This window comes from Variovorax sp. GW821-FHT09B01, assembly GCF_059418345.1.
Map to the genome: position 1 here is coordinate 12,300 of NZ_JBWKPQ010000041.1, position 12,831 is coordinate 25,130.

Below are 12,831 nucleotides of genomic sequence, written 5' to 3' on the forward strand. Positions count from 1 at the left end.
GCGCGCCATTGCCGCGGCCGTCCTTCAGTACCAGACGATTGGCGGACCGCAAAACCGCTGAAAAAAATCGCACGGCCGTCATGCCGGCCTGCTACGGCTGCCGCAGCAGCCGCGCCGCGCAGTACTCCTGGGCCGCCTTGAGCTCGCTTTCGACGGTGCGCAGCGAGATCCCGAGGCGCTTCGCCACGTCGCGCTGCGGCCAGTGCTCCCAGCGCACCAGCAGCAGGATCTCGCGCCGGCGCGCCGGCATCTCGTCGAGCGCGGCCTTCAGCGCCTCGAGTTCGGAGCGCGCCTCGGCCACCTGGGCCGGGCCCGGCGCGGGGTCGGGCATGACGGCCATCAGCTCCTGCACGTCCTCGGCCGACAGCATGCGGCTCTGGCTGCGCCGGATGTCGATGGCGAGGTTGACGCCCATGCGCACCAGGTAGGCCTGCGGATTGAGCACCGGGCCGGAGAGGTGGCTGTCGCGCTGCAGGCGCAGCCAGATCTCGTGCAGGGTGTCGCCCGCCAGGTCGGGGCTGCCGAGCTGGATCGAGAGGCTCTGCTTGATCTGCGTGTAGCGCTGCACCAGCACGCTGCGCAGGATCGGCAGCACGTTGCCGGTCATGACGCGGCTCCGGCTTCGCAGGCGCGCCCCGCCACGCGCTCGCGCGGCAGGATGACCAGCAGCAGCGGCTGGCGCAGCTCGGGCGGCGGCGGATGGTCCATGCGCAGGCCGCTCAGCGCGGCGACGATGGCCCGGTCGCGCGCGGCATTGCCGGTCGCGCCGATCAGGCGCGGCGCCTCGAGGCGGCCCTCGGCGTCGACGTTGAGGCGCAGCGAGGCCCGGTAGTTGCCGGGCGCGGTGCGCGCATCGGCGCACAGCGCTTCCCAGACCCGGGTCTGGACCAGGCCGTCGTAGCGCCGGTCCAGCCCCGGCACGATGGCCGGCACGGCGCCGATCTCCACCGGCACCGGCCGCAGCACGAAGGCGTCGCGGAGCTTGCCGCCGGGGTTCTCGGCCGTCAGGCCGGTGCCCTCGAGCAGCGCCGCCAGGGCCACGCGCGGCAGGTGCAGGCCCTGGACCGGGGCCGACACGCGGCCCGCGACCAGCGCATCGCTGAACAGCACGGTCTGGTCCGCGATCACCGCGTAGCGCTCCAGCGCGGAGGCCAGCGGCTGCGCGGGAATGTCGAATGCCAACGGCTGCGGTTGCACGGGTGCCGGCACGGCGGCGGCCACGGGATCAGCGGTCGTCGATGCCAGGGCGGGTGCCATCGCCATCCACAGTACGCAAGCGCAAGCCGCCAACCGGTCCGTCAGGTCGCACGCAACGGCGCGTCCCACGGTCCACCCTCCCGCCATGCCCGACCGCAGGCGCCCTGCGATCCGCGTTCTGCATGCCGGGCACCGGACAGGGAAACAGAGGTTGGCGTCAGCACGGCACGAGAACCCTATGCAAAACGCACAGCATCGGCGCGCGAGGTTGCACCGATGTGACAGCGGCGGCACGCGGTGGACGGTGGGACGCGCGGGCGCCCGCTACCCCGCCACCGCCTGGCCGCCGTGCTCGCGCCGGGTCCGCAGCACGGGATCAGGCACCTCCATGCGCCGCGCCTCGAGATGGTGGTGGGCGCGCAGCGTGTGCAGCAGCCCGTAGTTGATGCTGAACTCCTCGGTGTCCACGTCCGCCAGCGCGCCGTGCGTGAGGCAGCGGTGCACGATGTCGATCGCCTGCGGATGCGCGCTGACCATGCGGATGTCGTGGATGAAGGCCCGTGCCTCGGGCAGCGGCTCCGAGCGCAGCAGGAAGCCCACGAACCAGCGCCACAGCATGTTGTAGCCCAGGCCCTCGCGCACGCGCTTGGGGTCGGCCAGCGAATAGACGATCTGCAGCAGCCAGGCGCGCATGATCACGCGCGCGTCCACGCCGCTCGTGCATTCGCGCGTGAGTTCGTTCAGGACGGTGCCCTCGTAGGCCAGCGTGCTGTCGATGGCCTCGCGCAGCGCGACCAGCGCATGGTCGTCGGGCACGAAGGACTGCAGGCGGTCGACCTCCACCCACAACGGGTGCGACACGATCCACACCCAGGGGACGCCGTACCGCTCCACCGGCACCGGCTCGGTTCGAGCGACCTCCACGTGCCTGGACAGCTCCTTGTCCAGGGTCTGCATCGATACGCTCCTGGCAAGGCCAGAAGAGAACTTTTCCCTTGGGTTCTTTTTCTTCATCCAGACTCCTCGTCCACACCGCCACATCGCACGCGGACGATCCGCGCGCGGCGATCGGCGCCTCCCGGCCGGGAGACACCCACCGATTCCTCTAGACGAGCGCCGATCGGCAAACCCGCAGGAAAAAGGCACGGCCCCTCAGCGGACCCGGACGATCCCCGGCGGGCCGGGGTCGGGCAGCACGGGCGCCACGATGCGCGTGGTGGCGCCCGCGCGCTCGATGGTCACCGCGTCGGCGTCTATCGCCACCAGCCGCACGTCGGGCAGCAGCCGCTCGCCGGTCATGAAGGCCTTGGGCGGCGCGCCATTGACGGTCAGCACCGCCACCGCGCGATCGTGCCGGCGCATCAGTCCGACCACCGTGACGTTCAGGCGCAGCGGCCCCGGACGCAACCAGCCGGCCACCGCTTCGGCCGCGGGATCGCCCACCGCCGTCGCCGCGGCGACCGGGGCCTGCGGCGCCGGCGCGTCGGGTACATGCAGCGCATGGGCCCAGAGGCACACGCAGGCGATGAAGAGCGCCGCGCCCAGCGCATGCGCGGTGCGCGGCGACGCGGCCCAGGCCGGTCCATTCCACGTTGGCCATGTTCGGGTCATCGGTGCAATTCCTCCGTGTGCGGGCGCTGCGCGGTCGCAGCGGAACCACCGGTCTTAACAGATGCATGTTGGCAATTCATGTCAACGCCACATTCGATGCCTACCATCGCCGCGAACCGCGCGCTCCGCGCGTCCCTTCATGCCCCAAGCCATGGCGTTTTCGCCTCGTATGAAACCGCTTCGCCGCCAGTTGGGCTTCTCGCTGATCGAGGTGATGGTGGTGCTGGTCATCATCGGCATCGCGATGGCCGCGATCTCGCTGAGCGCCGCGCCCGATCCCGCCGAACCCCTGCGCCTCGATGCGCGCGAACTCGCGGTGCGGCTCGCGACCGCGCAGCACGAGGTGCACGTGGACGGCCGCGTGATCGCCTGGGAAGCGCGCGGCGACGGCTACCAGTTCGTGCGCGGCACCTGGGCCAGCGCGCCGGGCAGCGTGGTGCCCGGCGTCACGACCGGCGGCGAGCTCGACCGCTTCGTGCGCGACGACGCGCTGCGTCCGCGCCGGTGGCGCGCCGGCATCGTCGAGGTCTCGCCGGCGGCGCCGGTGCTGCTGACCTCCGAGTGGATCGGCACGCCCTGGTCGCTCGAGCTGCGCAGCGGCCGCTACCGCGTCGCCATCGTGCGCGACGCCACCGGCGGCTTCCGGGTGCAGTGAGGCATGGGCGCGCACCGAGCTTCGCACCGGCCTTCGCCTCGGCTTCGCGCAGGGCGGCCCGGCCGCGGCTTCACGCTAATCGAGGTGCTGGTCGCGCTGGCGATCATCAGCATCGCGCTCGCGGCCTTCGTGCGCATCACCAGCCAGACCGTCGGCAACCAGGGCCATCTCGAGCGGCAGTCGCTCGCGCTGCTGTCGGCGCAGAACAGCCTGGCCGAACTGCGCATCGGATCGCTGCCGCCGCCCGGCCTGCGCCAGGTCGATTGCCCGCAGGGCGAGCTGGCCTTCGTCTGCCGGGTGCAGATCGCGCCGTCGCGAGACGGCATGCGCGCCGTCGCGGTCGACGTCTACCTGGGCCGCGACAGCGACCGCAGCCTGGCCAGCCTGCAGTCGCGGCTGCCCGAGAGCCGCCGATGAGAGCCGCGCGCCGGTCCCGGGCGACGCCGCGTACCGCGGGCTTCACGCTGATCGAAGCGATGATCGCGATCGCGATCATGGCGGTGCTGAGCCTGATCGCATGGCGCGGCCTCGACAGCATGAGCCGCGCCGACACCCAGTTGCGCGAGCGCGCGGAAGATGCCGCGCGGCTCGCGCGCGCGCTGCAGCAGATCGAGCGCGACCTCACATGGCGCACCACCACCGAGCTGCCCTCGCCTGCCGACGCCGCGCCGCCTCCCGACGATGCGCCCGCGGCCGCCGGCGGCGCGCCGCCGCCCTTGCCGCTGCCGCTGTTGCCCCCGGGCATGGAGGCGCGGCGCTCGGGCCAGGGACCGTTCCTGCTCGAGCTGGTGCGCGCCGCGCCCGCCGCGCCGGGGCGCTGGCAGCGCGTGCAGTGGTGGCTGCAGGCGGGCACGCTCTACCGCGCGGCCGGCGTGGCGGCCGATGGTTATCCGCTGCCCGCGCCGCAGGCCGCCGACCGCGTCGCGGTGCTCGAGGGCATCGCCTTCTTCGAGATGCGCGCGTGGGAGCCCGAGCAGGGCTGGCGTCCGCTGCCGGCCAGCGGTGCGGCGCGCACGGCGGCGTCCGGGCTCGAGGTCACGCTGGGCGTCCGCGCCGACACGGGGCCGGCGCTGCGCTACCGCCGCGTCATCGCGCTGGACTGAGCGCCTGCCGCGCCCTACTTCACCATCTGGTTGATCTCCATGATCGGCAGCATCACCGCGAGCACGATCAGCATCACCACCGCGCCCATGCCGAGGATCATCAGCGGCTCGAGCAGCGCCGTCAGCCGCGTGGCGCGGCGCTCGAGGTCGCGCGAGAGATTGGCGGCCGCGCGCTCGAGCATGGGCGCGAGCGCGCCGGTCTTCTCGCCGCTCGCCACCAGGTGGATCAGGTTGGAGGGAAACACCTTCTGCACGCGCAGCGCCGAGGCCAGCGGCGCGCCCTCGCGCACGCGCGCGGCGGTGTCGGCCGCGCACTGCTTGAGCCGGTCGTTGCCCATGGTCTCGCGCGCGGCATCGAGCGAGCGCAGCAAGGGCACGCCCGCGTCCATCAGGATCGCCAGGGTCGAGGCGAAGCGCGCGGTATTCACGCCCAGCACGTACTTGCCCACCATCGGCACGCGCAGGAGGAAACCGTGCCAGCGAAGCCGCGCCGCATCGTCGCGCAGCGACCAGCGCCACAGCGCGAAGGCCGCGCCCAGCACCAGCGCCGTGAGCCATCCCCATTCGCGCACGTAGCCGCTCGCGCCCAGCATCACGCGCGTCAGCAGCGGCAGTTCCTGCCGCGCCTGCGAGAACGCGCTGACCACCTGCGGCACCACGTAGCCGAGCAGGAAGATCACGATGCACACCGAGACGAAGGCCACCACGCCGGGATAGATGAAGGCGGTGAGCATCTTGCTGCGCAGGTTGTCGCGGCCCTCGAGGTAGTCGGCCAGCCGCTCCATCACGCGCGCCAGCTCGCCCGAGTCCTCGCCGGCGCCGATCAGCGCGCGGTAGATCGCGGGAAAGTCGCGCGGCCGCTCGCCCAGCGCATCGGCCAGCCGCATGCCGCCGCGCACGTGGTTGCACACCGCGCTCAGCGCCTCGGCCACCACCTTCTGCTCGGCCTGCTCGATGGTGGCCATCAGGGCCGACTCCAGGGGCAGGCGCGCGCCCAGCAGGCTCGCGAGTTCGCGCGTGGCCCACAGCAGGTCGGTGGCGCTCAATCGCGGCCCGAACCACGAGCCGCCGCCGCCCGCCACCTCGTGCACGCCCAGCGCGGTCAGCCCGCGTTCGCGCAACTGCAGCCGCACGGCACGCTGCGACTCGGCCTCCATCGTGCCGGCCTGGATCTGTCCGCCCGCGTTGGCGGCCTCGAAATGAAAGCGTGGCATGGGGTGCGGCGCTAGCTGTCGTCGCGCGTCACGCGCAGGATCTCCTCCGGCGTGCTGATGCCCGCGGCGACCCAGCGCTGGCCGTCCTCGCGCATGGTGCGCATGCCGCGGCGGCGCGCCACCTCGCGCATGGCGTGCTCGTTGCCGCCGTCGTGGATGATGCGGCGGATCTCGTCGTCGATGACGAACAGCTCGTGGATGCCGGTGCGGCCCTTGAAGCCGGTGTGGTTGCAATGGCCGCAGCCCACCGGCACCCAGCGGGTGCTGCCGTCGGCCTGGGTCTCGGCGCGCTTGCAGCGCACGCACAGGCAGCGCACCAGCCGCTGCGCGAGCACGCCCAACAGCGACGAGGACAGCAGGAAGGGCTCGATGCCCATGTCGGTCAGCCGCGTGACCGCCGAGATCGAATCGTTGGTGTGCAGCGAGGCGAGCACGCCATGGCCCGTGAGCGAGGACTGCACCGCGATCTGCGCGGTCTCCAGGTCGCGGATCTCGCCGATCATGATGTTGTCGGGGTCCTGGCGCAGCGCGGCCCGCAGCGCGGCGCCGAAGCTCATGCCGATCTTGGCGTGCACCGGGATCTGGTTGACGCCCGGCAGGTCGTACTCGACCGGATCCTCCACCGAGAGGATGTTGCTCACGCTCTTGTCGAGCTGGCCCAGCGCGGCATAGAGCGTGGTGGTCTTGCCGCTGCCGGTCGGCCCGGTCACGAGCACGATGCCGTGCGGCTGGCGGATCAGCCGCGTCAGCGCTTCCAGCGTGTCGCCCGCCAGGCCCAGCCGCTCGAGCTGCAGCCGGCCCGCGTCCTTCTCGAGCAGGCGCAGCACGGCGCGTTCGCCATGCACGGTCGGCACGGTGGATACGCGCACGTCGATCGGCCGCCCGCCTACGCGCAGGGTGATGCGGCCGTCCTGCGGCACGCGCTTCTCGGCGATGTCGAGCTGCGACATGATCTTGATGCGCGAGATCAGCGCGGCATGCAGTTCCTTGCGCGGCGAGACCACGTCGCGCAACGCGCCGTCGACGCGGTAGCGCACCACCGAGTGGGTCTCGAAGGCCTCGAAGTGCACGTCGCTGGCGCCGTCGCGCGCGGCCTGCGCGAGCAGTGCGTTGATCATGCGGATGACGGGCGCGTCGTCCTGCGCATCGAGCAGGTCGGTCACGGCCGGGATGTCCTGCATCAGCCGCTCCAGGTCGACCTCGGACTCGGCCGCGCCGACCACGGCGGCGGCGCTGCCGGCCTCGGCATAGCGGGTCGACAGCAGCAGGTCCATCTCCGCCTCGGACACCTCGTGCCAGGCCTGCAGGCCGGTCTGGCGCTGCGCCTCGGCCAGCGCCCAGCCCGGCGTGCTTGGGCTCAGGACCAGCGCCATGGCCTCGCTGTCGCCCTGCACCACGAGGCGCTGCGCACGCGCCCAACCGTGCGGCAAGGTCGGCTGTGCCGCGGCATTCATGGCGCCACCACGATCTCGGGCCGGTAGCCCAGTTCGCGCAGCACGCCCGCCGCGGTGTCGACCGCGCGCGCATCGCGCGGCAGGTCCACGCGCACCGCATAGCCGATGCCGCCCGGGCCGGCCACGATGTACGCGGGCAGGCCGCTGATGCGCACGCGCTTGGCGATGCGCACCGCGTCGGGCTCCTGCGCGAGGTCCGCCACCTGCAGCACGCTGCGGTTGTTCTCTGGCGTGGCGTACAGCACGGCCGGATCGCCGGTCACGCCGACGTTGGCGGGCAGCTGCGAGCGCATCTCGGGCTCGCGCGGCGCGTTCGGCGCGAGCGGCTGGTGCACCTCGCGCTCGCTCCGGGTGGGCGGCGGACCCTGCTCGCGCGTGCTGCTCCACTGCTCGGGCCGCAGGTCCAGCCTGGGGGCCGCGCCGGCCACCGGCAGGTCGGGCGGCGGCAGGATCGGTGCCGGCATGTCGGGCAGCACGAGGTGCCGCCCAGGCTGCACGCGGCTTTGCTGCGTGCGCATGAAGTTGTAGCGGTCCTGGGTCAGGCCGCGGCCGGCATTGGCATCGCGGATCACGTAGGGCCGCAGGAAGATCATCAGGTTCGTCTTCGCGCGCTGCCGCTTGTCGTAGCGGAACAGGTTGCCGAGTACCGGGATCGTGCCCAGGCCCGGCACCGTCTCGGTGGTGCTGGTGACGCTGTCCTCGAGCAGGCCGCCCAGCACCATGATCTGGCCGTCGTCGAGCAGCACGCTGGTGTCGAGCGCGCGCTTGTTGGTCACGATGCCCGCGATGCCGGAGTTCTGGTCGTCGATGCTCGAGACCTCCTGGTAGATGTCGAGCTTGACCGTGCCGCCCTCGGAGATCTGCGGCCGGATCTTGAGCTGCAGCCCGATGTCCTCGCGCGTCACGGTCTGGAACGGGTTGTCCGAGCCACCGCCGCCGGGCGTGATGTACTGGCCGCTGACGAAGGGCACGGTCTTGCCCACGATGATCGAGGCCGCCTCGTTGTCGAGCGTCATGATGTTCGGCGTCGAGAGGATGTTGACGCCGCCCTTGGTCTGCAGCGCGCGCGCCAGCAGGTTGAGGTTGGCGATCTCGCCCACGCCGGGCAGCTTCACCGTGCCGTCGAGCACGCCGAGGTTCAGGCCCTTGGGCAGCAGGTCGATGGTGTTGGTGGCGCTGGTGTTCAGGCCCGTGCCGCCGCCGAGGTTGGTGCCGCCGATGAAGCGGCCGTTGTTGCGCATCCACTGGATGCCCAGCTGCGCCGCGTCCTGCTCGGTGACCTCCACGATCAGGCTCTCGACCAGCACCTGCGCGCGCCGCTGGTCGAGCAGGTCGATCACGCGCCGCACGCTGCGGTACATGGGCTCGGGCGCCGCGATGATCAGCGTGTTGGTGGTGGCATCGGCCTGCACCGTCACGCCGTTGGCCGAGAAGGCCGTGCCCGTGCTGCCGCTGCCCGAGCCGCCCTGCTGCGCGCCGCCGCCGCCGAAGCGGCTGCCGCCGGTGCTGCCGCGCGTGCCGCCGCCCTGCGCGGACGAGGAGGAGGAGGACGAAGACGAGGAGGTGGAAGAAGTGCCCGTCGTCGTGCGGCCCGCACCGCCCGGCGCCCCGGCGCCGCCCGACATGCCGCCGGCGCCGAGCGTGGCGCGCGCGGCATCGCCGCTGCCGAGCGCCGTGCTGCCCGAGTCGCCGGTCAGCAGCCCGCGCAGCACGCCCGACAGGTAGGTCGCCTGCGCATTGCGCAGGTACACCACGTGCAGGTTGCCGGGGTCGTCCTGCGAGTTGTCGAGCTTGACGATGAGGTCGCGCGCCAGCGCCGTGCGCGCCGGGCTGCTCGAACGCACGATCACGCTGTTGGAACGCGGATCGGCCAGCACCACGATGTCGCGCCGGGTCTCGTTGCCCGCGCCCTGCAGCAGCTCGTTGGCGAGCGCCGCGATGTCCACCGCCACGCCGTTGTGCACCTTGACCACGTCGGTGTCGAGCGAGGTCGGCGTGTCGATGCTCTCGACGATGCGCGCGATGCGCTCAAGGTTGTCGATGTAGTCGGTGATGACCAGCGTGTTGTTGGCCGCGTAGGCCGCGATGTTGCTCTCGGCCGCGATCATCGGCTTGAGCACCGGCACCAGCGCCTCGGCGTTCTCGTAGGCCAGCCTGAAGGTGCGCGTGGCGATGCCGCCGCCCGGCGTGCGCGCATTGACCGCGCCGCCCTGCAGCTTGGCGTCGGCCACCGGCACCACGCGGCTGACGTTGCCGACGTCGACGATCGTGAAGCCGCGCATGCGCAGGGCCGAGCCCAGCATGTCGTAGGCGGTCTTCGAGGGCACCTCGCCGTCGGAGACCAGCGTGATCTGGCCCTTGACGCGCGGGTCCATCACGAAGTTGCGTCCCAGGAAGCGCGACAGCGCGGAAACCACCGACTGGATGTCGGCATCGACGAAGTTCAGCACCGAGCGGTCGTCGCTGCCGGTGGCGCCCGCCACCGTCGTCGCGGTGGCAGCCGTGCGTGCCGGCGTGGCCGCGGCGGCACGCCGGTCCTGCCCGGTCGGGCGCACCACGCGCGCGGGCGGCGCGGCCGAAGTGGCCGGCGACGCCACGGGCTGCGCCTGCGCCGCGCCCTCGGCCCCGGCGCCCGAGCTCGGGACGTAGTTCCCCTCGCGGAACAGCGGCGCCTCGGTGGAGGCGGTCGAAGCGCACCCCGCCAGGGCCAGGCACGCCAGTGCCCAGCATCTTCCCGTTCTTCCCGCCACCGCTCGCATCATCATCGATTCCCTGATTGAGGCCGCGCCGTCAGCGCGACCGTGGCCCGGACGTCGTTCCGGCCATCGGGGCCGGCGTCCTCGGACCGTTGCAACATGGCCTTGTTCACCGTCATGCCCAGCGCGCCAGGCGCGGCGAGCAGCCAGGCCGCGACGCGCGACGCATCCGCGGCGCGTTCGATCTCGATCTGCAGCTCGGCGCCCGCCTCGCTCAAGCGGTAGGCGCCGGCCAGGCCCGCCGCATCGAGGCTGGCGCGCACGCGGCCGGCCGGGTCGCGCGCGGCATCGCCCGCCACCACGGCGGGGCCGCCCACGTCGGCCAGCACGTCCTTGAGCGCCGCGGCCTGCGAGCGCAGGCGCGGCAGCTCGCCGTCCCAGTAGCGCAGCGTGTCCAGCGCCGGCTTGATGCCCAGCAGCCAGACGGCCGCCACCGTCACCACGCAGAGCATCGCGAGGACCTGCCCGCGCTCGCGCCGCGACAGGGCCCGCCAGCGGCCCTGCAGCTGGGCACGCAGCGGCTGCAGGCGCGCGTGCAGCGGCGATGTCCAGCGCTGCCAGGATGCGGTGGCCCCGCGCTTCATGGTGCGGCTCCGTTCTGCGCGGCGGTCTTCGAAGCGGCGGCCGGCGCCACGCCGCCCTCGCCGCCCTGCTTGGTCTCGGCGAGCGCCACGCGCAGGCCGCCCTCCTCGGGCAGGAGCTGCAGGCCGCGCTGCTGCGCGCTCGCCTGCAACGCCTTCAGCTCGTCGGCACCGAGCACCACGCCCGCGCGCCAGCGCACGCGCAACTGGCCGTCGCGGAAGTCCAGGCCCTGCACCTGCCCCTCGGCCTGCGCAAGCACCGCCGTGGCGGCGCGCACGAGCGCGGCGAAATCCGCCGATTCGATGCCGCCCATGGCCGTGCCCGCGCGCCGCGCATCGCGCAACTGCCGCGCCTGCTGCAGCGGGTTGAGCACCACCGGCAGCTCGGGAAAGGCGGCCTTGACCTGCGCCGCCATCTGGCGCGTCAGGGCCTGGCCTTCGGCGGCGACGCGCGCGGCCTGGAGCTGCAGGCCGAGCAGGCACACGGCGGCGGTCGCCACGCTCCAGCCGATGGCCGGGCGCAGCCAGCGCCGGTCCGTGCCCTCGCCGCCGCTCGCGGCCATCGGCAGCGTCCACGCCCATCCGCTGCCGGCGAACGACGACGCCTCGGATTCGGCCAGCCAGTGCAGCGGCAGCGCGCCAGGCAGCAGCGGCCGCAGCCGGGCTTCGAGCTGCACCGGATCGGCCTGCGCCGCGGCCAGCGGATGCACGAGGCCGCTGCCGGCACCGGCGCGCACGATCGCCCAGCCGTCGACGCGCAGCGCGGCGAGCCCCTGGTCGGGTGCCGGCAGGAAGGCCGGCGGCGCCAGCACCGCCTGCACCGCGAGGCCGTGCTGGCGCAGCGCGCGCAGGCAGGCCGACAGCGCCTCGGCACTCATCCAGGCCACCGGGACGCGGCCCGTGCCATCGCGCGCACCGATGCCCACCGCCAGGTCGGCCGGCGCGGCCAGCGCCAGCAGCTCGATCGCGCCGAGCACCGCGACGCGCAGGCGCGCGGCGGGCAGCGGCGGCAACTCGAGCGTGGTCATCGACACGTCGCCCGGATGCGGACAGACCTCGACGCGCCGCGGCCGGGAAGGGGTGGACAGCGCGGCGAGCGCCGCCAGGTTCTCCAGCGTCGCGCCCTGCCAGCCCTGCGCCGTGCGCCATGCGCAGCGCACGGGCGCGGTATCGACGGCGCGCGCGGGCGGCAGCATCAGGCGCAGCAGGTCCACGCGTTCCATCAAGCCCCCTCCCGCAGCCACATCACCTGGGGCAGCACTTCCTTGTCGTCGTACAGCAGGGCCTGCATCAGCAGCGTGGTGCGCGAGGTCTGCAGCGCGCTCGAGAGGCGGAACCAGCGGCTGGTGATGCCGATGAGGACCGCGCTCTCGTCGAGCCCGGGCATCTGCAGCCGGTTCACGAAATCGCCGCGGTTGATGAACCACTGGCCGTTGTCGCGCGCCTGCAGCACGGCGCGCGCGCGGTCGAGCGACAGGCCCGGCACCCACGCGGCCAGCACCTCGGCGCGCGCCGTGTTGGCATTGATCCAGGTGCGCTGCGGCAGCACCGTGAGATAGGGCCGCAGACGCGCCACGCTGCCGGCATCGACGCCGGGCACCGCGAGCAGGTCGTCGACCGTGCGCAACCGCGGTGCCTGTTCGCGCGCGGGCAGGCTCTCGAGGTCGAGCTGCCGGGCGGTCTCCTCCGCGGCTTCGCCCTCCGCCACCGGCGTGGCGCCGGCCGGCCGCCGCTCCGCCTCCACCAGGCTCACGGCCACGCGGCGCGCGATGCGGCCGGCCTGGTCCGGCGGCACGCCGACCATCGCGCACAGCCGCAGGAAGACGCCGCCCTCCACCGGATCGAACTGCCCGGCGTTCACGAGGTTGCGCAGGTTGAACTTGGACTGCTCGTCGACGATCTCGGTGAACGCCAGCGCCGGCTCGCCCTCGATCCGGCCGAGGACCTGGCCGTCGACCGGCTGGCTCCAGGTGCCGTCGAGGCGGGTGTAGGGCGCGCGCTGCGCCGCAGCGCGCAGCACGGTCTGCGCGCGGCCGACCTCGCCGCGCAGCAGCCACTGCGCCTGTGCCCGCGTCTGCGCCGACTGGGCTGCGCGAATGGCCGCGGTCTGCCGCTCGAGCAGCGCGCCCGCCAGCACCGCGATCACCGCGACGACGAGCAGCGCGGCAACGACGGCCATGCCGCGCTGCCCATGCGCCGGCCGGGCGCACGCTTGTCTTTCGCGAGCCTGCCTTTGCAGGCCCGCGGGCCGCTCCCGGAC

13 protein-coding genes are annotated in these 12,831 nt (G+C 73.1%); 3 read left to right on the forward strand and 10 right to left on the reverse strand.

Annotated elements, in window-relative coordinates; translation table 11 throughout:
- Positions 1 to 91: 91 nt before the first annotated feature.
- From AC07RV_RS44565 to AC07RV_RS44580, 4 genes are all read right to left on the reverse strand, one after another.
- On the reverse strand, positions 92 to 607 hold the full coding sequence (locus AC07RV_RS44565) for an RNA polymerase sigma factor (protein WP_296787427.1): 516 nt from the start codon (positions 605 to 607) through the stop codon (positions 92 to 94).
- On the reverse strand, positions 604 to 1,257 hold the full coding sequence (locus AC07RV_RS44570; protein ID WP_208513374.1) for a TonB C-terminal domain-containing protein: 654 nt from the start codon (positions 1,255 to 1,257) through the stop codon (positions 604 to 606). The genes AC07RV_RS44565 and AC07RV_RS44570 overlap by 4 nt, the downstream gene beginning before the upstream one ends.
- Positions 1,258 to 1,521: 264 nt before the next feature.
- On the reverse strand, positions 1,522 to 2,154 hold the full coding sequence (locus AC07RV_RS44575) for a transposase (protein ID WP_208513375.1): 633 nt from the start codon (positions 2,152 to 2,154) through the stop codon (positions 1,522 to 1,524).
- Between the two features lie 195 nt (positions 2,155 to 2,349).
- Positions 2,350 to 2,808, reverse strand: a complete 459-nt coding sequence (locus tag AC07RV_RS44580) for a hypothetical protein (protein ID WP_296787430.1) — start codon at positions 2,806 to 2,808, stop codon at positions 2,350 to 2,352.
- A gap of 169 nt (positions 2,809 to 2,977) precedes the next feature.
- On the opposite strand from AC07RV_RS44580, the gene AC07RV_RS44585 reads away from it, so the two are divergent.
- The 3 genes from AC07RV_RS44585 to AC07RV_RS44595 are packed head-to-tail and all read left to right on the forward strand — an operon-like array spanning position 2,978 to position 4,566.
- On the forward strand, positions 2,978 to 3,463 hold the full coding sequence (locus AC07RV_RS44585) for a prepilin-type N-terminal cleavage/methylation domain-containing protein (protein ID WP_296787432.1): 486 nt from the start codon (positions 2,978 to 2,980) through the stop codon (positions 3,461 to 3,463).
- Between the two features lie 3 nt (positions 3,464 to 3,466).
- A complete protein-coding gene (gene gspI / locus AC07RV_RS44590) occupies positions 3,467 to 3,880 on the forward strand; it encodes a type II secretion system minor pseudopilin GspI (protein ID WP_208512695.1) in 414 nt (137 codons plus the stop codon).
- Positions 3,877 to 4,566, forward strand: coding sequence for a type II secretion system protein GspJ (locus AC07RV_RS44595; RefSeq protein ID WP_296787434.1), 690 nt, complete (start codon positions 3,877 to 3,879; stop codon positions 4,564 to 4,566). Before gspI ends, AC07RV_RS44595 begins: the two co-directional genes overlap by 4 nt.
- A gap of 14 nt (positions 4,567 to 4,580) precedes the next feature.
- On the opposite strand, the gene gspF is transcribed toward AC07RV_RS44595, so the two are convergent.
- From gspF to gspK, 6 genes are read right to left on the reverse strand one after another with little or no spacing between them, the layout of a single operon-like run.
- Complete coding sequence (gspF, locus tag AC07RV_RS44600) at positions 4,581 to 5,780, reverse strand: type II secretion system inner membrane protein GspF (protein WP_208508309.1); 1,200 nt, start codon at positions 5,778 to 5,780, stop codon at positions 4,581 to 4,583.
- 11 nt (positions 5,781 to 5,791) lie between these two features.
- Complete coding sequence (gspE, locus tag AC07RV_RS44605) at positions 5,792 to 7,234, reverse strand: type II secretion system ATPase GspE (protein ID WP_296787437.1); 1,443 nt, start codon at positions 7,232 to 7,234, stop codon at positions 5,792 to 5,794.
- On the reverse strand, positions 7,231 to 9,996 hold the full coding sequence (gene gspD, locus AC07RV_RS44610; protein WP_296787439.1) for a type II secretion system secretin GspD: 2,766 nt from the start codon (positions 9,994 to 9,996) through the stop codon (positions 7,231 to 7,233). Before gspD ends, gspE begins: the two co-directional genes overlap by 4 nt.
- Positions 9,996 to 10,574, reverse strand: a complete 579-nt coding sequence (locus tag AC07RV_RS44615) for a type II secretion system protein M (protein WP_296787441.1) — start codon at positions 10,572 to 10,574, stop codon at positions 9,996 to 9,998. Before AC07RV_RS44615 ends, gspD begins: the two co-directional genes overlap by 1 nt.
- The gene (gspL, locus tag AC07RV_RS44620) at positions 10,571 to 11,794 is read right to left on the reverse strand and encodes a type II secretion system protein GspL (RefSeq protein ID WP_296787443.1); all 1,224 of its coding nucleotides are present in this window, start codon (positions 11,792 to 11,794) and stop codon (positions 10,571 to 10,573) included. Before gspL ends, AC07RV_RS44615 begins: the two co-directional genes overlap by 4 nt.
- The gene (gene gspK, locus AC07RV_RS44625; protein WP_296787445.1) at positions 11,794 to 12,750 is read right to left on the reverse strand and encodes a type II secretion system minor pseudopilin GspK; all 957 of its coding nucleotides are present in this window, start codon (positions 12,748 to 12,750) and stop codon (positions 11,794 to 11,796) included. Before gspK ends, gspL begins: the two co-directional genes overlap by 1 nt.
- Between the last annotated feature and the right edge of the window lie 81 nt (positions 12,751 to 12,831).